At 58.5% G+C, this 18,940-nt stretch carries 15 protein-coding genes and 1 pseudogene; 9 read left to right on the top strand and 7 right to left on the bottom strand.

Annotation, left to right across the window (positions count from 1 at the left end):
* Positions 1-14 precede the first annotated feature (14 nt).
* From L248_RS04250 to L248_RS15060, 3 genes are all read left to right on the top strand, one after another.
* Complete coding sequence (locus tag L248_RS04250) at positions 15-917, top strand: YhgE/Pip family protein (RefSeq protein ID WP_022528851.1); 903 nt, start codon at positions 15-17, stop codon at positions 915-917.
* 2 nt (positions 918-919) lie between these two features.
* Positions 920-1,984, top strand: a complete 1,065-nt coding sequence (locus tag L248_RS04245) for a cation diffusion facilitator family transporter (RefSeq protein WP_022528850.1) — start codon at positions 920-922, stop codon at positions 1,982-1,984.
* A gap of 106 nt (positions 1,985-2,090) precedes the next feature.
* Positions 2,091-2,738, top strand: coding sequence for a helix-turn-helix transcriptional regulator (locus L248_RS15060; RefSeq protein ID WP_051999853.1), 648 nt, complete (start codon positions 2,091-2,093; stop codon positions 2,736-2,738).
* A 115-nt stretch (positions 2,739-2,853) separates the two neighbouring features.
* Here the strand turns inward: L248_RS15060 and gyrA are convergent, their stop codons facing one another.
* The 6 genes from gyrA to dnaA all read right to left on the bottom strand — a co-directional run bounded on the left by gyrA (position 2,854) and on the right by dnaA (position 11,948).
* Positions 2,854-5,565 carry a DNA gyrase subunit A gene (gene gyrA / locus L248_RS04235; protein WP_022528848.1) on the bottom strand — a complete coding sequence of 904 codons (2,712 nt, stop codon included), beginning with the start codon at positions 5,563-5,565 and terminating at the stop codon, positions 2,854-2,856.
* A gap of 23 nt (positions 5,566-5,588) precedes the next feature.
* On the bottom strand, positions 5,589-7,559 hold the full coding sequence (gene gyrB / locus L248_RS04230; RefSeq protein ID WP_022528847.1) for a DNA topoisomerase (ATP-hydrolyzing) subunit B: 1,971 nt from the start codon (positions 7,557-7,559) through the stop codon (positions 5,589-5,591).
* A gap of 47 nt (positions 7,560-7,606) precedes the next feature.
* Positions 7,607-8,752, bottom strand: a complete 1,146-nt coding sequence (gene recF / locus L248_RS04225; protein WP_022528846.1) for a DNA replication/repair protein RecF — start codon at positions 8,750-8,752, stop codon at positions 7,607-7,609.
* Positions 8,742-8,981, bottom strand: coding sequence for a S4 domain-containing protein YaaA (gene yaaA / locus L248_RS04220; protein ID WP_022528845.1), 240 nt, complete (start codon positions 8,979-8,981; stop codon positions 8,742-8,744). Before yaaA ends, recF begins: the two co-directional genes overlap by 11 nt.
* 276 nt (positions 8,982-9,257) lie before the next feature.
* Positions 9,258-10,397 carry a DNA polymerase III subunit beta gene (gene dnaN, locus L248_RS04215; protein WP_040534772.1) on the bottom strand — a complete coding sequence of 380 codons (1,140 nt, stop codon included), beginning with the start codon at positions 10,395-10,397 and terminating at the stop codon, positions 9,258-9,260.
* A 174-nt stretch (positions 10,398-10,571) separates the two neighbouring features.
* Positions 10,572-11,948, bottom strand: coding sequence for a chromosomal replication initiator protein DnaA (dnaA, locus tag L248_RS04210; protein WP_022528843.1), 1,377 nt, complete (start codon positions 11,946-11,948; stop codon positions 10,572-10,574).
* 560 nt (positions 11,949-12,508) lie between these two features.
* Between dnaA and rpmH the strand changes: the two genes are divergently transcribed.
* From rpmH to mnmG, 6 genes are all read left to right on the top strand, one after another.
* Positions 12,509-12,649: a 50S ribosomal protein L34 gene (gene rpmH / locus L248_RS15570; protein WP_081674917.1), complete on the top strand. Its 141-nt coding sequence runs from the start codon at positions 12,509-12,511 to the stop codon at positions 12,647-12,649.
* A 197-nt stretch (positions 12,650-12,846) separates the two neighbouring features.
* Positions 12,847-13,221 (top strand): ribonuclease P protein component, encoded by a 375-nt coding sequence (rnpA, locus tag L248_RS04200; protein WP_040534768.1) that lies wholly within the window; start codon positions 12,847-12,849, stop codon positions 13,219-13,221.
* A 4-nt stretch (positions 13,222-13,225) separates the two neighbouring features.
* Positions 13,226-14,068, top strand: a complete 843-nt coding sequence (locus tag L248_RS04195) for a YidC/Oxa1 family membrane protein insertase (protein ID WP_022528841.1) — start codon at positions 13,226-13,228, stop codon at positions 14,066-14,068.
* 40 nt (positions 14,069-14,108) lie between these two features.
* A complete protein-coding gene (gene jag, locus L248_RS04190; protein WP_022528840.1) occupies positions 14,109-14,948 on the top strand; it encodes an RNA-binding cell elongation regulator Jag/EloR in 840 nt (279 codons plus the stop codon).
* Between the two features lie 509 nt (positions 14,949-15,457).
* Complete coding sequence (gene mnmE, locus L248_RS04185) at positions 15,458-16,852, top strand: tRNA uridine-5-carboxymethylaminomethyl(34) synthesis GTPase MnmE (RefSeq protein ID WP_022528839.1); 1,395 nt, start codon at positions 15,458-15,460, stop codon at positions 16,850-16,852.
* Positions 16,853-16,862: 10 nt separating this feature from the next.
* Positions 16,863-18,761, top strand: a complete 1,899-nt coding sequence (gene mnmG / locus L248_RS04180) for a tRNA uridine-5-carboxymethylaminomethyl(34) synthesis enzyme MnmG (RefSeq protein ID WP_022528838.1) — start codon at positions 16,863-16,865, stop codon at positions 18,759-18,761.
* Positions 18,762-18,823: 62 nt separating this feature from the next.
* Here mnmG and L248_RS16300 read toward each other — a convergent pair.
* Positions 18,824-18,940, bottom strand: a pseudogene (locus L248_RS16300) (NAD(P)-dependent oxidoreductase); the annotation flags it as partial.

The following is an 18,940-nucleotide window of genomic DNA, read 5'->3' as shown; positions in this document are numbered from 1 at the left end:
TCGGCACCGCTGCCTTGACCGCTGGTCTCACGACCTATACCCAAGGCGTCAGTACCTTGGCCGCCGGCAACAGCGCCATCGGTACCGGTCTGGCAGCGATCCAGCAGAACTTGCCCACGCTGACCGCCGGCACCACTCAACTCACGGCCGGAACGACGGCCTTGCAGACGGGCACGATCCAGTTGCTAAAAGGCAGTGCAACGCTGGCCAGCAGCTTAACGACCGGGGTGCAGAAGCTCTCGATTCTGCATACAACGACGCGGAACGCCGATGCCCTGGCGGCACCGATCCACGAAGTGACCAGTGATGTGGCCAAGATCCCCAATAACGGCACGGGCATGGCGCCCTTCGCCATTGCCATCGGCCTGTATGTCGGAGGCATTGCCCTGGGGACGATGTACGAGGGCTTCCTGCCCCACCGCAAGCCGCGCTGGGCATTGACCTGGTGGGCAAGCAAAGCGTCTGTCGTAGCCCTGGTGGGCGTTCTCCAAACGGTCCTGCTCGACTGGTCTTTGACCAGTGCCACCCATTTGCACGTGGCTGACCAGGGGCTTTTCTTCTTGGTCCTGCTGCTGGGATCATGGCTGTTTCTCTCGCTGATTTTCTGTTTGCGCCTGCTGCTGGGCGGCTTTGGGACCTGGCTCGTATCCATCGTCCTAGTCTTGCAGCTGGCCGGCGCGGGCGGTCTGTATCCCACCTACCTGGTGAATGCTTTCGCCCGTTCCCTTAACACCTGGCTGCCGATGACCTACTTGATCAATGCCCTGCGCAGCCTCATTTCCACGCACCAGTCCCTGACCTTGGATCTCTGGGTCATCACGGGACTGATCATCGGGTTCAACCTGCTGATGATCGGCCGCTTCCAAATTGGCCTGCACCAAAGCGTGCTCGCCGTGATTGAAGACGAGGCGGATTGACCATGACCACGCAATCGGATCATATCGGCATTTCTGACCAAATTGAGGCGGCCAGCAGGAACAAAGTGCGCCGTTCCCGCAACCTGCTGTTTCTCAACTTGCTCGTCTACAGCGTCATTTCAGTGTTAGAGCTGATGATCGGTCAGGCCGACCATTCCACCGCCCTGGTTGCCGACGGCCAAAACAATTTCACCGGCATCGTCTCGGTGGCATCGCTGATTGTCGGTCTCTCGTTCTCCAAGCGGCCCCGGGATACGTTCCACTTGGAGGGCCATTGGCAGTATGAGAATTTGGCCGTCTTTCTTTCCGGTTTGGTGATGTTTCTGGTCGGGCTCAGCTGCATTTGGACAGGGGCCACGGGGACACTGGCGCTGCTGAACGGGCATTACGCGGCACCGATCAAGGGCCAAGCCGCCGTGATGGCCGCGGTCTCCGGGGTGACAATGCTCTGTCTGAGCGTACTGAATCACTTCGTCGGCCGCCGCACCCACAGCGGTTCGTTGGCCGCCTCCGCCCGGGACTTTCTCAGCGATGCCCTGACTTCCGCCGGCACGATGCTGGCCATTCTTGGCGCCGCCCTGCTGAACGTCCACTGGATCGATCCCGTCGCCGCAGTATTGTTGGGCTTTTTCATTCTCTACAACGGCAGCCGCATCCTCAGTGACAGTGCCGAGAAGCTGTCCAACGGCTTTTCCCCCGTCATCCGGGCCGAGCTGAGTCAGGTGATTGCATCGACCCCCAGTGTCAGCGGCGTTTCGTTCGTGGACGGACGCTACTCGGGGGACAACATCATCGTCGAAGCCGAAGTGGTCGTTTCGGACCACATGAACATCAAACAGGCTTATCAGATCTGCCAACGCATCACGGACCATCTGCAGCAGCAGTTCCCAGTGCTCTACTGCTGCATCCAGGTGAAGCCCAGCGCGGACAGGACGTTGTTCTACGACTGTTCCACCGCCATGACGCACCCGGCGGAGGTGAGAAAAGAAGAACAACAACGCGGAAAGATAGCCGCACGACTCAAACGATCTGATAGGGCCGCCAGTTCATTATTGCCCGGGAAATAATCCCTACGCATCCCGCAACGCTCTGTTGCGCTCCCCCCGCGCAACACTTCGTCAGCCCTTTTCTGCCCCCGTTCTTGCTAGAATATAGGCATGGAGGTGACCTGTGATGATTGAATTCGGCCATTCGCTGCGCCAGCTGCGCACCGACCGCCACCTGACCCAACAGGCGGTCGCTGACAAACTCGGACTGACCCGGCAAACGATCTCCAAGTGGGAGAACGGCAAGGGCTATCCGGACTTCGAGAATCTCTTGCTGCTGTGCGCGGTTTATGACGTCAGCATCGACCAAGTGCTTAATCCTCAGACCCTCCATCTGAATCCCCAGGAAAAGATCCGCAGCAACCAGAGAAGGGAGCATACCCTGATGCTGACCAAACAAGCTAATCGGTTCGTCATTGCGATTGCGGCGGTGTTAGCTGTCATCATTAGCATCACATTGGTGAATAGTTATCGCGAAGAATTGGCAGAATACAATTTGACGAGAACCCACTTTGTGACTGTGGTCCACGTCAAAAACGTTGATTACACCCACGATGCCCAGGGCTATGTCCGCAAAGTGAAACGGGTCATCTTGAACGATGGGACGACCTTGCTGTACCCCACAATCGCCGACCTCCGCCAACACGATCTTGTCATCCCCGCCCGCAAGCCGTTCACGCCAGGATTTGATGAGGGGTCCAATCTATTCCATCTGCCAGCAACAACGTCCATCTTCAAATCGGCGCTTCTCCGGAACAGCGCCAGCGGCCGATGATTTACCGCCCGTTCAGTGAGTAGTGCAACTGTTGACTACACTTTCAGAGTATTCAAAAAGGCCCCGAGACGACTGGTTGACCCAATCGCCTCGGGGCCTTTTACGTGAAACTCATTTACTCCTGATCATTATCATGATGACTGTCGTCCGAATCATCGTGTTCCGCCTTATCCTGGTCCTCAGTCGCCCGGTTCAGCAACTCGTCCAAAGCGTTCGATTGACTCTTCGACAGGTTCGCGCCTTCCTGGGGGGCATCCGCATCAGCACTTGGCGCCGCCGGCGTGTCCGTGCTGACCGTATCGCCAGCATCACTGCCGGCAGCAGCCGGTCCGGCCGGTGCGGTATCGCCGCCGCCATCCGGCGCCGTCGCGTCACTGCCGTCATCGCCGTCATCTTCCTCCGGTGCGACCTTCGCGAGACTGGCCACGCTGGCATCGTCGTCCAGACGAATCACCCGCACGCCCATCGCAGCGCGGCCGGTCTGGGAAACATCGGTCACGGCAAAGCGGATCAGCACGCCGGTATTCGTGATCAGCAGCATATCTTCACTGCCGTCCACGACGGTCAAGCCGGCCAGCGGGCCGTTCTTCTTGGTCACATTGACAGTCTTGATCCCCTTGCCGCCGCGGCCCTTGATCGGGTACTCGGAGGTCGGGGTCCGTTTGCCGTAGCCCTTTTCTGAAATGACCATCACTTCGGCATTCGGCTTCAAAATATCGGAACCAATCACGTAATCGTCAGCCCGCAGCCGTACGCCGCGGACACCGCTGGCGGCGCGGCCCATGTTGCGCACCGCCGTCTCGCTGAAGGAGACGGAGTAGCCGTCATGGGTGCCGATGATGATGTTCTGGTGGCCATCCGTCAAGAGCACGTTGTTCAGTTCGTCGCCGTCGTGCAGATTGATGGCCTTCAAGCCGTTGCTGCGGATGTTAGCGAACTCGCGTACGCTGGTCCGCTTAACGGTCCCGTCCCGGGTAATGAAGAACAGGTAGTGTTCCGCGGCATCATTCTCGGCCACGTTGATCACCGTCTGGATCTGCTCGCCGGAATCGATGCCCAGCAAGTTGATAATGGGAATACCCTTGGCCATCCGGCTGTATTCCGGAATCTCGTAACCCTTAGCCCGATAGACTTTGCCCTGGTTCGTGAAGAAGAGCAGGACATCATGGGTCGAGGAAGAAATGAGGTGCTCAATGAAATCGTCATCGTGCACGCCCATGCCTTGGATCCCGCGGCCGCCGCGATTCTGCACTTTGAATTCAGAAGCGGGCAGACGCTTGATGTAGCCGTTGTGACTGAGGGTCAAGACGACGTCCTCTTGTTCGATCAAGTCTTCATCTTCGATGCTCAGCACTTCGCCCACCAAGAGCTCTGTGCGGCGCTTGTCGCCGTAGCGTTTCTGAATATCCAGCAATTCCTGGTAGATGATCTCGTGGATCCGCTCAGGCTTGGCCAGAATATCCTTGTAGTCGGCAATCGCGGCCTGCAAGTCGTTGAACTCGCTGTCGATCTTGTCCCGTTCCAGACCGGTCAGACGGACCATCCGCATGTCCAGGATAGCCTGCGCCTGCTTGTCGTCCAAGTCGAACTGGTCGATCAACTGGGCCTTAGCCACGTCGCCGTTAGGAGCGCTGCGCAGCAAGGAGACGATGGCGTCGACGTGGTCCAACGCCGTCCGCAAGCCGGCCAGGATATGGGCCCGGGCTTCGGCCTTGCGCAGGTCAAAGCGGGTCCGGCGGGTGATGACGTCTTCCTGGTGCTTCAGGTAATAAACCAGGATCTGCTTCAGGGTCAAGACCTTCGGCGCACCGTCGACGATAGCCACCATGTTGAAGGAGAAGTTGGTCTGCAGCGGGGTCAGCTTGTACAGGTTGTTCAGCACCACCGTCGCCGAGGTATCCCGGCGAATATCGATGGTGATCCGCATCCCTTCCCGGTCGGACTCGTCTTGCAGCGTGGTGATGCCGTCGACCCGGTGGTCCCGGGCCAGTTCGGCGATCCGCTCCACCAGCTTGGCCTTATTGACCATGTAGGGGATCTCGTGGACGATGATCCGTTCCTTGCCGCTCTTTTCAGTCTGGACCTCGACCTTGGCCCGCAAGATGATGTTCCCGCGGCCGGTCTCGTATGCCCGGCGGATGCCGGACTTGCCCATCACAACACCGCCAGTCGGGAAGTCCGGTCCCGGCAGGGCCTCCATCAGGTCGGCCGTGGTCGCGTCCGGATTCCGCATCAGGATATGCAGGGCAGAAATGACCTCACCCAAGTTATGCGGCGGGATATTCGTCGTCATCCCGACGGCGATCCCCGTTGCCCCGTTGATCAGCAGGTTCGGAATGCGGGACGGCAGCACGACCGGTTCCCGTTCGGTGCCATCGTAGTTATCCTGGAAATCGATGGTGTCCTTGTTGATGTCCCGCAGCATTTCTGTCGCGATCTTGCTCAAGCGGGCCTCGGTGTACCGCATGGCCGCCGCCCCGTCGCCGTCGACGGAACCGAAGTTGCCGTGGCCGTCAACGAGCGGGTAGCGGTAGCTGAAGTCCTGGGCCATCCGCACCATGGACTCGTAAATCGCGGAGTCGCCGTGGGGATGGTACTTCCCCATGACGTCCCCGACGATCCGGGCCGATTTCTTATAGGGCTTGTCCGGGGTCACGCCCAGCTCATTCATACCGTACAGAATGCGCCGGTGGACCGGCTTCAAGCCGTCGCGGACGTCGGGCAGGGCCCGGGCCACGATGACACTCATGGCGTAGTCCAAGAAGGACTTGCGCATGGTCTCCGGCAGGTTAACGGTATGGATCCGCCGGTCTTGTGATTCATCCATGAAAAATGCAGTCTCCTCTCAAATTACAGGTCAATGTCGGCGTAGGTGGCGTTCTTCTCGATGAACTCCCGGCGCGGCTCGACCTTATCGCCCATGAGCATGTCGAACACGGCATCCGCCTCAATGGCGTCCTGCACGTTGACCCGCTCCAAGCGCCGGTTCTCCGGATTCATGGTCGTATCCCACAACTGGGAAGCGTCCATTTCCCCCAGCCCTTTGTAGCGCTGAATGGCCGGTTTAGGACTGGGTTGCAGCGTCTGCAAGACTTCTTGCAGTTCCTCGTCAGAGTCCACGTACTTCACGTACTTGCCCTGCCGGACCTGATACAGCGGCGGTTCGGCGATGTAGATGTAGCCGGCATCGACCAGCGGCCGCATGTAGCGGAAGAACAGCGTCAAGAGCAGCGCCCGAATATGGGCCCCGTCGACATCGGCATCGGTCATGATGATCACCTTGTGGTAGCGGGCTTTAGAAATATCAAAGTCGCCGCCAAAGCCGGTGCCCATGGCCGTGAACAGGGACCGAATTTCATCGTTAGCGAGGATCCGGTCCATGCTGGCTTTCTCCACGTTCAAGATCTTGCCCCGAATCGGCAGGATGGCTTGGGTCAAGCGAGAGCGGCCGGACTTAGCGGAACCGCCGGCGGAATCCCCCTCGACGATGAAGAGTTCAGAAATCTCCGGGTCCTTGCTGGTATTATCGGCCAGCTTGCCGGGCAGGTTGCTGATCTCCAGGCCCGACTTCTTGCGGGTCATCTCCCGGGCGCGCTTGGCGGCGACCCGGGCCTTGGAGGCGACCATGCCCTTGTCGACGATGGCCCGGGCTTCGTTGGGGTTCTCCATCAAGAACTTGGTGAACATCTCAGCGAAGGTGCGGTCCGTGACCGTCCGGGCGTCGGAGTTGCCCAGCTTGGTCTTGGTCTGGCCTTCGAACTGGGGATCCGGGTGCTTGATCGATACCACCGCCGTCAAGCCTTCGCGCACATCATCGCCGGATAATTTCTCATCCGGATCCTTGATGATGTTCTGCTTGTGGGCGTAATCGTTGATCACCCGGGTGAGGGCGGCCTTGAAGCCGGCCTCGTGGGTCCCGCCTTCGTAGGTATGGATATTGTTGGCGAAGGTCATCAGGATGGAGTGGTAGCCCGTCGTGTATTGCAGGGCGACCTCCACGGTGATGCCTTTCTCCTGGCCCTCGACGTAGATTGGGTCCTGGAACAGGACGTCCTTGCCGTGGTCCAAGTATTCAACATAGCTCTTGATGCCGCCTTCGTAATGGAAGACCAGCTTCTCGTGGGTCTCCTGGCGCTTATCGGTGAAGGTCAGCTTCAGGCCCTTGTTTAAGAAAGCCAGCTCGCGGATGCGGGTGACCAGGATCTTATCGTCGAAAGTGGTGGTCTCGGTGAAGATCTCGGGATCGGGAACGAAGTGGACGATCGTGCCGTGTTCGTGTTCAGGGACGTCCCCGACCAGCTTCATCGGTGTGCTCACCTTGCCCCGGTGGAAGTCCATGTAGTACTTCTTCCCGTCTCGGGCCACAGTCACAGCCAAATGAGTGGAAAGGGCATTGACGACAGACGCGCCCACCCCGTGCAGACCGCCGGAGACCTTATAGCCGCCACCGCCGAACTTGCCGCCGGCGTGGAGGATCGTAAAGACGGTCTCGAGGGCCGGTTTGCCGGTCTTCTTCTGGATGTCCACCGGAATGCCCCGGCCGTCATCTTCCACCGTCACGGAGCCGTCCTCTTCGACAGTGACTTCGATCTTGGTGGCGAAGCCGGCGAGGGCCTCGTCGATGCCGTTATCGATGATTTCCCACACCAAATGGTGCAGGCCTTGACTGCTGGTGGCCCCGATGTACATCCCGGGCCGCTTACGAACGGCTTCGAGCCCTTCCAGCACCTGAATTTGACTGGCGTTGTAACTCTTCGCCAGCTCCTCCATGTGCTCTTCGTGGGCTTCCTGTTTGGGTGTTAATTTATCTTCGTCTGCCATGAATGGCCATACCTCCCACAATGTTTTCTGACACCTAACTGCTTCGTTTACTCTGAATCGGCGTGTCCGGCGCCGGGTGCGGTGACGGTCAGCTGGCCGTCCGCAATGGTCATGATGCGCGGGTCGTGGACGATGTCCTCGGCCACCCCGCTCAGGTCGGTGGTGGTGAGAAAGGTCTGCACCTTGCTCTGGAACGTCGCCAGTAAATGGGTCTGCCGTACCGTGTCCAGTTCCGACAGGACGTCATCCAGGAGGAGCAGGGGGTATTCCCCCGTCTGCTCCTTCATCAATTCGATCTCGGCCAGCTTCACACTCAGTGCCGTGGTCCGCTGCTGGCCCTGGGAACCGAAGGCGGAGACGTCTTTCCCGTTGGTGATGAAGGTGACATCGTCCCGGTGCGGTCCGGCCAAGGTCACCGATTGGTCGATTTCCCGGTCGCGCAGCTTTTTGTAGAGGGCCAGCAGGGCCTGATACAAGTCTTGCGCCGTGTGGGCGTCCGCCAGCTCATTGGGGAGTACGTAGCGGAACGTCAGTTTTTCCTTACCCTGGGTAATTTCCCCGTGGAGATGATCCGCGAAGACCATCATCCGGTCCAATAAGACTTGGCGGGTGTGGATGATCTCCGCCCCGAACCCGGCCAGCTGGTCGGATAATACGTCCAGATAGACCAGGTCGTGGGCCTGGTGGTAGTGGAGCTGGCGCAGGTACTTATTGCGCTGGCGCAGGATGGCCCGATACTGGGTCAAGTTGTACAAGTACTTGGGGCTCATCTGCCCAAATTCCATATCTACGAATCGCCGCCGGGCACTGGGTGCCCCCTTGACCAGATTCAGGTCCTCAGGGGCAAAGAGGACGACGTTCAGCTGGCCCAGGTAGCTGGACAGCCGCGGTTGCTCTAAGTGGTTCACCGTGGCTTTTTTGCCTTTCTTAGTCAGCGTCAGGGCCAGCGGGACGGTCCCGCTGCTCTTCACGACCCGGCCGGTCACCTCGGCGCTGTCTGCGCCCCATTCGATCAATTCATGGTCGTTGTGGGTCCGGTGGCTGCGGGCTAAGGCCAGCACGTAGATGGCCTCCAGCAGGTTTGTCTTGCCCTGGGCGTTCTCGCCCAGCAAGATGTTCAAGCCAGGGGAGAATGTCACTGAGAGAGAATCGTAGTTGCGAAAGTGGCGCAGCGTCAGCGCATCAAGATACATGGGGTGCCGCAGTGACCGTCACAACGCCGCTGCCGGGCACCGTGACGGTCGTACCGGCGCTGAGTTTGCGTCCGCGCCGGTCTTCCGGTGTCCCGTCAACGACCACGGGGTGTTCCCGCAGGAACCACTTGGCCTGGCCGCCGGTTTGAATCGCGCCGACTTCTTTGAGTAATTGCCCCACCGTAATGAATTCTTCGTTTGCTTGTAATGTGACGACGTGTTCGGCCACTGCTGGCCACCTCGCTTTCTGACGGTTGTCTGGTAAAAAAGTTTACATTACTATTATACGTTTTTTAAGACCGTAAAACAACGAAAAACGGCGTATAGACGTATTTTACGGCATTTTTATCGAGGATAGTGTGGAGCGTCAAAAACGCGTAAAACGTCTTAGAACGAAAATCTGGGCGAAATATGCGGGGTCTAGGAGGAAATGTCCTTTCTTAACAGAAAAAAGCGCCGCTGACCAAAACGATTGGTCGGCGGCGCTGATAAATACAGAAACGGCTTAGAAGGTGCGGATGGGGGTGATCAGCTGAATGAACTGGCTGGTGGCTTCGGCCGGTTCAATGGTGAAAGGCCGCAGTGCCGAAGTGAAGGCCATGGTCACGTCGCTGGGGCCGACGACCCGCAGGGCATCCTTCATGTAGTCCGGATTGAAGGAGATGTCCAGGGTATCGCCGGTGAGGGTCTTGAAGGCAATCTCTTCTTGCACGGTCCCCACATCCGGGGAGGTGCTGGAGAGGACTGCCGTATTGGCCTCCGGCGTCAGGACCAGCCGGACGACGTTGTTGCGGCTCTCGTGAGAAAGCAGCGATGCCCGTTCGATGGCCGCTTGGAAGGCATCGGCGGCCACGGTGAGGGCGGTGGTATGCTCCGTCGGCAGCAGCCGCTGGGTATCCGGATAATTACCCTCAAGCAGCCGGGAGAAGAAGGCGGTGTCGCCCAAGCGGAAGAGCACCTGGTTCTCAGCGATCCGGACATCGATCGTAGCCACGGTGTCCGGGATCGTGCGGGCCAGTTCGGTCAGGCTGCGGCCGGGGATATTGATATCGTAATCGGCATCGCCGGCACCGTCCAGCCGGACGACCCGCTGGGACAGTCGGTGGGTATCGGTGGCCACGGCCAGCAGGGCACCGTCGTGGATGACGATGTGCACACCAGTGAGGATCGGTCGGCTGTCTTGGGTGGACACGGCGATGACCGTTTGGGCAATCACCTCCCGCAAGACATCGGCGGGCAGCTGCAAAGAATGGTCAGCGGCAATTTCTGGTAAGAGCGGATATTCGTCACTGATCTGGCCGTTGATGGTGAACTCGGACTGGCCGGAAGTAATGACCGCCTGTTGGGTGTCGGTGACCGTAATGGTCATTTCTTTTTCGGGCAGCCGCTTCACGATTTCGGTGAAGAAACGGGAAGGCAGCACGATGCTCCCGGGTTCGGCAATCTGTAACGCCGCGGTATCTTGGGTCACTGGAATGCTGGCCTCAATGGAAATATCAGCGTCACTGCCGGTCATGGTCAGCTGATCAGCGGTCAAATCCAGTTTCAGCCCGGTCAAAATCGGGATCGTCGTCTTTGTGGCGATGGCCCGTGAAACATCGTTGAGTGTCTTGATAAAAGTATCACGATTTATTGTGAACTTCATCACATCTACATCCTTCCTTTTCTCCGTCTGTGCGATGCGGCGCTTTATTATTATTAAAAGAATTTATAGTAATAGTAATAGGGCCTGTTGATTCGGGGGATAAGTATCTGCAGCCTTGGTCCAGCACGGTTTTTGCCTGTGGACAAGCAGGGGATAACTTTTCGGATAAGTCCGCTAGTTATCCCCATCCTGCGTGCGGATCAATCCCTTCAGTTCGTTCACACTGTCGCGCAGGGCGGGGTCGTTCTTCAGCTCATTCTCGATTTTATCGTATCCGTGGATGACGGTAGTGTGGTCGCGGCCGCCGAATTCCTGGCCGATTTTCGGCAGGGAATTATCGGTCATCTCCCGGGCCAGGTACATCGCAATCTGGCGCGGATTGACGATGGCTTTGACGCGTTTCTTCCCTTGTAACTCTTGGACCGTCACGTGGTAATAGCGGGCGACGACCCGTTGGATGCGGCTGATGGGAATTTCTTCCGTCGTCGAGGCCTTCAAGCCTTTCAACGCATCGGCGGCTAAGCTGGTGGTCACCGGCCCGCCCTTCAGCTTGGCGTAGGCCTGCACCCGCACCAGCGCACCTTCCAGCTCGCGCACGTTGGAATCGATCTGGGCGGCAATGTAGCCCAGCGTGTCATCGGGAATGTCGAGCCGTTCGGCGTTGGCCTTGTTACGCAGGATCGCCGTCCGGGTCTCCAGATCCGGCGGGGTGATGTCCACGGACAAGCCCCACTTGAAGCGGGAGACCAAGCGCTCCTGCAGCTTGGGGATATCGTTGGGCAGGCGGTCACTGGTGAGCACGATCTGCTTCTTATTCTCGTAGAGGGCGTTGAAGGTATGGAAGAATTCCTCCTGGGCCCCTTCTTTTTCGGCGAAGAATTGGATATCGTCCACCATCAGCAAGTCGCAGGTCCGGTATTCCAAGCGGAACTGCTCCATCCGGTGGGTCTGAATTGACGTGATGTAGTCGTTGACGAAGGCCTCGCTGGTCACGTACTTCACCTTGGCCTGCGGGTTCAACTTTAATAGTTGATGACCGATCGCCTGCATCAGATGGGTCTTGCCCAACCCCACGCCGCCGTACAGGAAGAGCGGATTGTACGTCTGTCCCGGCTGCTCGGAGACGACCAGCGCCGCAGCGTGGGCCATCTGGTTGCCGGTGCCGATGACGAACGTGTCGAAGGTGTACTTGTCGTTCAGATGGGTCTCGCGCAAGTAGTCCGGACTGGCGTCGGCCTTCGCCGCCGCTTTCGTGTCTTCCGGGGTGCCGAATTCAGCGGTCTCCGGATTCGTGTCGGGGGACTGAGCGACCTCAATGATCGGCGTCAGTTCCCGTTGCGTATACTTATAAACCAGCTCGACGACCGGCACCATCAGCTGCCGCTCCCAGTAGTCCTTGTGCAGCTGCGTGGGGACACTGATGATCAATTTGTCGTCTTGAATCGCCACGGGTTTGGCCGTCGCAATCCAGGCTTTATAGCTGAAGTTAGAAAATTTTTCCTGAAAGTTCTGATCGATATATTGCCAAAGGTCAGCCAAATTATCGGCCATCGCCTCGCCCCCCTAACCATGTTTCTCGAATGGGTCACCTGAATAGTTTAGCATTGCGGCCAATAGTTTTCCACAGGTGGATAATTATTTCCCAAAGGAGGAACACCCAGAGGATGAACAGTTATCCACAGGCAGAGGATATGCCGATAAACTGTCAGCAGCAGCCAAGTTGTCCACAGCAAGAAACGACGAAGAAAACCAGGTACCACGGCGCCCACAAAGTTATCCACAGGCAGTTATCCGCCATTGTGGATAATAAAAACACAGGCTGTGGATTGCCCATGAAGGGTGAATAACCGGTGGATAAATCACGTGACTAAAAAGGACGTTATCCAACAATTATCCACAACTCGATTTTGCACTGTGGATAAAAATCGGCATTATTTCCCGGACTTGTCCACAGGCTGTACTATAACAGAAATCCTGCCAACCTTTGAAAAAAAGCGCCTTTCCCTTGCAATTTCCTGTTGGCGGGGCCTTTGAAATATGCTATCATTCATTAGTAATACGCTTATCACTGTAGGATAAACGTCACCTATCAATCGAGGGGGTGTCAATCGATGTCAACGAAACGTACTTATCAACCTAAGAAAATCCACCGTGCCCGTGTCCATGGTTTCATGAAGCGCATGAGCACTAAGAACGGCCGCAGAGTGTTAGCACGCCGCCGGGCCAAGGGCCGTCGCGTCCTGTCTGCTTAATTGCAGCCCGGTGCGGCGCCGCCCAAGTCTCGTGCTTGACGTTTTGCGCCAGCCAAACGGCGAAGGAGCCCCCTGGTGGTGCTGCTTCGCCGTTTTTTTGTGGCGACTGGCCGCTGCGGCAGCGGCGGCTCATTTCCAGTAATCGAACACATCGTTGCCGCCGCTCGGGCGGCCAACGGTTCAGGAAGGAACACGTTTTGCGTAAATCATATCGGGTGAAATCGGAAAAGGACTTTCAGCGCGTTTTCTCTGCTGGCCACTCAGTAGCCAACCGCTACTTCGTGATCTACCAGCTGGCCCGTCCAGGGCAGAAACACTTCCGCGTGGGCATCAGTGTGGGGAAGAAAGTCGGCCACACGGCAGTGCTGCGCAACCAGATCAAGCGCTATATCCGCCAGTCGCTCCACGAGCTGCACGACGAGCTGCCCCGCCAAATGGACTTTCTCGTCATTGCCCGCAAAGGCGCCGGCAGCTTGGACATGGCTGCGACCAAAAGCAACCTGATCCATGTGCTGACGCTGGCCCGCCTGCTGGCGGCGCCCGCCCACTCAAATCAAGAAGAACGAGGTTAGTGACGTGAACAAGCATACGAAACGGACACTCAAACGCATTCTATTATTCGTGGCGCTGGCCGCCCTGGTCGTTGTGCTGACCGGCTGCGGTACCAGCCCGGTCACCAAGAACTCCACTGGTTTTTGGGACCGCTACGTAATCTACTATTTCCAGCAATTCTTCCTTTGGATGGTCCACAACCTGCACATGAGCTACGCCGTGGCCATCATCGTCTTCACGATTCTGATCCGGATCGTACTGCTCCCACTGATGCACTTCCAAACGAAGAGCACCAAGAAGCAGATGCAGCTGCAGCCCGAGGTCAAGGCGCTGCAAGCCAAGTATCCCGGTAAGGACGTGGATTCCCGCCAGAAGCTGAACGAAGAGACCCAGAAGCTTTATTCTGAGGCCGGCATCAACCCGATGCTCGGGTGTTTGCCGTTAGTCATCCAGATGCCGATCCTGCTGATGCTGTATCAAGTCATCTTCCGGACGACGGAACTGCGGCAGGGGACCTTCCTCTGGATGCAGTTGGGGGAGGCCGACCCGTGGCACGTGCTGCCGATCTTGGCCGGTGTCTTCACCTTTCTTTCTTCCTGGATCGCAATGAAGGCGACGCCCCAACAGGGCGGCATGGGCATGATCATGACTGTCTTCTCCTCCGTCATGATGCTCTGGTTCGCCTGGGTCACCCCGTCGGCTGTCTCCATCTACTGGGTCGTCTCCAGTCTGTTCCAGATTGGGCAGACCCTGCTTCTCCAGAACCCGTGGCAGATGCAGCGGGAAATGGCAGAAAAGGAACAGGCCAAGCGGGAGAAAGAGAAACAGCTGCGCAAGGCCAAACGCCGGGCGTATAAAAAGCGGTAACCGCCGCCCCGCTCAGGGTTAAGGGAGGAACGTGAAGACTATGCCAACATACGAAGGACGTACGTTACAGGAAGCCATCGACAACGGCTTGGCCGAACTGGGTTTGGCCCGGGATGAAGTCACTGTCGATGTGATCGCGGAAGGTAAGCGCGGCTTCCTGGGCTTCGGCCGCAAACCGGCCGTCGTCAACATCAATAAGATCGAGATCAATGCGGATTCATTCAATATTGCCGTACCGGCCCCGGAGAAGCACCACCACGAACTGCGAGATGATCGCCGGCCGCAAGCGGCGGCCCCGGAGGAAACCCCGGCGGCAGCGCCGGTGCCGGCCGCTGCGGGCGATCCGCCGCCCGCGCCGGTCCACCATCATCACCCGGCACCGCCCAGCGGACCCAATCCCCGGGAGCAGCACATCGAAGCCGCCCTCGCCCAGGTCTCCGCATACGTGGTCAACGTGACCACCGCGCTGGGCCTGCCCACCACGGTGAAGATCGAGAAGACCGGCCGCGACAAGTGGACGTTCTTCCTGACGACCGATCGGGAGGGGCTGCTCATCGGCAAGCACGGCCGGACGATCAACTCGCTCCAGTATCTGGCCCAGATCCTCTTCTCCCACCTGACGCACAGTCACGACACGGTGGAGCTGAATGTGGGCAACTACCGGGAACGGCGGGAAGAGATTCTCGAGAAGCTGGCTGTGAAGACCGCCCGCGACGTGGTCGCCACTGGTCAGCCCATCTTCTTGGACCCGATGCCTTCCTTTGAGCGCAAGGTCCTGCACGCGACGCTGGCCGACAACCCGTACGTGATCACCCATTCCGAGGGCGACGAACCCAAGCGGTACGTGGTCATCGAACGGAAGAAAGGCAGCGTCATCTAGTTTTCGAGTTCAGTGCCATTATTTCCCGGGTAATTACCAGGGAGAAAAGCGTCCCTTGGCGGGGGCGCTTTTCTTATGCGTTGCGGGAGTTGCGGCGGGCGATAGCGCGTGCTATCATGGTCCTAATTCAAATTCGCGGTGAAAGTAGTCAAAGTGCTTTGACCGGGGACTGTCCGGTGGTGGACAGTCCTCGGTTGTCGCACTTTTTTTGTTGCCGCGGGAGAGGTCCATCTGGATTACTTAATGTCCTCCCCCGACCCGGTAATTTTTGCCCTCCGCCCTGGGGCCTGGAACGCCTTGGGCCGACTTTGAGCCAAGGGCAAGAACCGCCCTTGTCTCAAAGCTCGGCCTTGTTGTAAGCGGACAAAGACCGTCCGCTAACAACAATTTCAAGGCTGAGGCCCCAGGGCTCCGGGCAAAAATCACCTCTATCCGCTGAACCCGGACAGACTGGCCGGCACCACGCAAGGGCCGTCTGCCGGTACATTAGTTAAAAGAAGGGAATATCCATGCCAAATTCAATCACTGCATACGATACCATCGCGGCCATCTCCACCCCGCCGGGGGAGGGTGGCATTTCAATCGTCCGGCTCTCTGGCGACCAGGCCTTGCCGGTGGCCCAGCGGGTCTTTAAGGGTCGCAACCTGGCCAAAGTGGCGAGTCATACCATTAATTACGGCCACATCATCGACCCCAGCGACGGCAGTGTCGTCGACGAGGTGATGGTCAGCGTGATGCGGGCGCCCAAGACCTACACCCGGGAAGACGTTATTGAAATCAACTGCCACGGCGGGATCGTCGATACCAACCGGATCTTGCAGCTGCTGCTCAGTCACGGTGCACGGATGGCGGAGCCGGGGGAGTTCACGAAGCGGGCCTTTCTCAATGGCCGCATCGACTTGACCCAGGCGGAATCTGTGATGGATCTGATTCGGGCGAAAACGGACAAGGCCATGCAGGTGGCGGTGGACCAGCTGGACGGGAACCTTTCTCACCTGATTAAGACCATGCGCCAGGAGATCTTCTCGGTCTTGGGCCAGGAAGAGGTGAACATCGACTATCCCGAATACGAGATGGACGAGGTCACCGGGCAGATGATGTTAGAAAAGGCGACGGCGGTGCGGGACCATGTGGCACAACTGCTGGCCACCGCTAATCAGGGCAAGATCCTGCGCGAGGGGCTGGCCACCGCCATCATCGGCCGGCCCAACGTGGGCAAGTCCAGCCTGCTGAATTACCTGCTTCACGAGGATAAGGCCATCGTCACCGATGTGGCCGGGACCACCCGGGATACGCTGGAGGAATACGTGAACGTCCGCGGTGTGCCGCTGAAGCTGGTGGATACTGCCGGTATTCACCACACGACGGATAAGGTGGAGAAAATCGGCGTGGCCCGTTCGCAAAAGGCGCTGGGCCAAGCCGACTTGGTACTGCTGGTGCTGGACGCCAGCGCCCCGCTGCAAAGCGACGATCGGGAGCTGCTGAAGGCGACCCAGGCGAAGAAGCGGATCATTCTGCTGAACAAGACCGACCTGCCGGCGGCGATCACACCCGAGAATCTGGCCGCATTGGTGCCGGACGAGACCCTGATCATTCCGGTCTCAGTCTTGCAGGCCAGTGGGCTGGACGAATTAGAGGCAGCCATCGCCCACCTGTTCTTCGGCGAGGGCATCGAGAATTCCCAGAGCAGCGTGCTGGTTACCAACGCCCGCCAATACGGGTTGTTAGCCCAGGCCAAGACGGCCCTGGACGATGTGGTGACGGCGCTGAAAAACGATGTTCCCTTGGACCTGGTCCAGATCGACATGACCACGGCCTGGGAAAAGCTGGGCGAAGTGATTGGGCAAAACGCCCCGGATGAGCTGATTACCCAGCTGTTCAGTCAATTCTGTTTAGGAAAGTAGGAGGAAACGTATGACAGTCCCTGCATATACTGGTGAAGACTACGACGTGATCGTCGTCGGGGCCGGCCACGCCGGCAGCGAAGCCGCTTTGGCCGCCGCCCGGATGGGCCAAAAGACGATGCTGATCACCTTGAATTTGGAAATGGTCGCCTTCATGCCCTGCAACCCGTCCGTGGGCGGACCGGCTAAGGGGATCGTTGTCCGGGAAGTGGATGCGCTAGGCGGCCAGATGGGCAAAAACATCGATGCCACCTACATCCAGATGCGTATGCTGAATACGGGCAAGGGGCCGGCGGTGCGGGCCTTGCGGGCCCAGGCGGACAAGAATGCCTACCACCGGGTGATGAAGGATACCCTGGAGAATACGCCGAACCTGACGCTGCGCCAGGGAATGGCCACGGACCTGATCGTCGAGGACGGTCAGTGCCGGGGCATCGTCACCAATACCGGCGCCCGTTACCGGGCTAAGGCGGTGGTGCTCACCGCCGGCACCAGCTCCCGGGGTAAGATCATCATCGGCGAGCTGATGTATTCCTCTGGCCCGAACAACTCGATTCCGTCCATTAAGCTTTCTGAAAGTCTGGAGCACTTGGGTTTCAAGCTGCGCCGGTTCAAGACCGGTACGCCGCCCCGGGTCAATGGCCACACCATCGATTACGACCAGACCCAGGAAGAACCGGGGGACAAGACCCCCAATGCCTTCAGCTTCACTACTAAGGATGAAGACTACCTGAAGGACCAGATGTCCTGCTGGATGACCTATACCAATGAGGAGACCCACAAGATCATCCGGGCCAACCTCAAGCGGGCGCCAATGTTCTCGGGCGTCATCAAGGGCGTCGGCCCGCGCTACTGCCCGTCCATTGAGGATAAGGTCGTCCGCTTCGCCGACAAGCCCCGCCACCAGATTTTCCTGGAACCGGAGGGTCGGGATACCAGCGAATATTATGTGGGGGACTTTTCTACCTCCATGCCGGAAGAGATCCAGCAGAAAATGCTGCATAGTGTCGCCGGCTTGCAGCACGCCCAGATGATGCGGCCGGGTTACGCCATTGAGTACGACGTCATCGAGCCCTGGCAGCTGACCCATACGCTGGAGACTAAGCGGGTGAAGAATCTGTTCACCGCCGGCCAGATGAACGGTACCTCCGGCTACGAAGAGGCAGCTGGCCAAGGCATCATGGCCGGGATCAACGCCGCCTTGCGCGCCCAGGGCAAGCCCGGCTTCACCCTGGGCCGGGACGAAGCCTACATCGGTGTGATGATCGACGACCTGGTGACCAAGGGGACCAACGAGCCCTACCGTCTGCTCACCAGTCGCGCCGAGTACCGCCTGATCCTGCGCCACGATAATGCCGACCTGCGCTTGACCGCCAAGGGCCGCGCCCTCGGCCTCATCGACGACGCCCGGTTCGCCGCCTTCGAAGAGAAGAAACGGGCCATTGCCGCTGAGCTGGCCCGGCTGCAAAGCATCCGCATCAAGCCCAGCCAGGCGGTGGACGACTTCCTGGCGAGCAAGGGCGGTGCGCCGCTGAAGGACGGCATCCTGGCCAGCGATTTCTTGAAGCGGCCGGAAGTCAGCTATGCGGATCTGGCTCAATTCATGCCAGACCATCCAGCTGTCGATCGCCGCGTCGTGGAGCAAGTCACCATCCAGATCAAGTACGCCGGCTACATCGCCAAGGAGCAGCAGAAGATCGAGCGGCTCCACCGCCTGGAAGCCAAGCGCATTCCGGCCCGCATCGACTACAACGCCATCAACGGCATTGCTACTGAGGCCCGCCAGAAGCTGACGAAGATTCAGCCGGAGACTATTGCCCAGGCCGAGCGGATCTCCGGGGTGAACCCCGCCGACATTGCGATTCTCAGTGTGTATATTGAACAAGGCAAGATTGCGAAGGTCGGTTAATTTATTTTTGGTATGAGAAAAGCGCGTTCCTGGTTGCAGGGACGCGCTTTTTTGAGTATGGATTACCGCGCCTGATGGGGCGGCAGCGCCGTGTTTTTATTGGTGATATCGATAAATTTGGCTTCACCGTGAACGGCGTTGACGGCGGCCTGCAACCGCTGGCGGGCTGCTTCGGCCAG

Source organism: Schleiferilactobacillus shenzhenensis LY-73, assembly GCF_000469325.1.
Classification (GTDB): domain Bacteria; phylum Bacillota; class Bacilli; order Lactobacillales; family Lactobacillaceae; genus Schleiferilactobacillus; species Schleiferilactobacillus shenzhenensis.
Note: the sequence above shows the minus strand (reverse complement) of the source record. Positions and strands in the feature narration are given on the sequence as shown.

Coding starts and splice junctions, on each gene's coding strand:
- L248_RS04245 (WP_022528850.1), top strand. CDS start 920: ATGACCACGCAATCGGATCATATCGGCATTTCTGACCAAATTGAGGCG.
- mnmE (WP_022528839.1), top strand. CDS start 15,458: ATGCCAAATTCAATCACTGCATACGATACCATCGCGGCCATCTCCACC.
- jag (WP_022528840.1), top strand. CDS start 14,109: ATGCCAACATACGAAGGACGTACGTTACAGGAAGCCATCGACAACGGC.
- gyrB (WP_022528847.1), bottom strand. CDS start 7,559: ATGGCAGACGAAGATAAATTAACACCCAAACAGGAAGCCCACGAAGAG.
- dnaA (WP_022528843.1), bottom strand. CDS start 11,948: ATGGCCGATAATTTGGCTGACCTTTGGCAATATATCGATCAGAACTTT.
- gyrA (WP_022528848.1), bottom strand. CDS start 5,565: ATGGATGAATCACAAGACCGGCGGATCCATACCGTTAACCTGCCGGAG.
- dnaN (WP_040534772.1), bottom strand. CDS start 10,397: ATGAAGTTCACAATAAATCGTGATACTTTTATCAAGACACTCAACGAT.
- recF (WP_022528846.1), bottom strand. CDS start 8,752: ATGTATCTTGATGCGCTGACGCTGCGCCACTTTCGCAACTACGATTCT.
- rpmH (WP_081674917.1), top strand. CDS start 12,509: ATGTCAACGAAACGTACTTATCAACCTAAGAAAATCCACCGTGCCCGT.
- L248_RS15060 (WP_051999853.1), top strand. CDS start 2,091: ATGATTGAATTCGGCCATTCGCTGCGCCAGCTGCGCACCGACCGCCAC.
- mnmG (WP_022528838.1), top strand. CDS start 16,863: ATGACAGTCCCTGCATATACTGGTGAAGACTACGACGTGATCGTCGTC.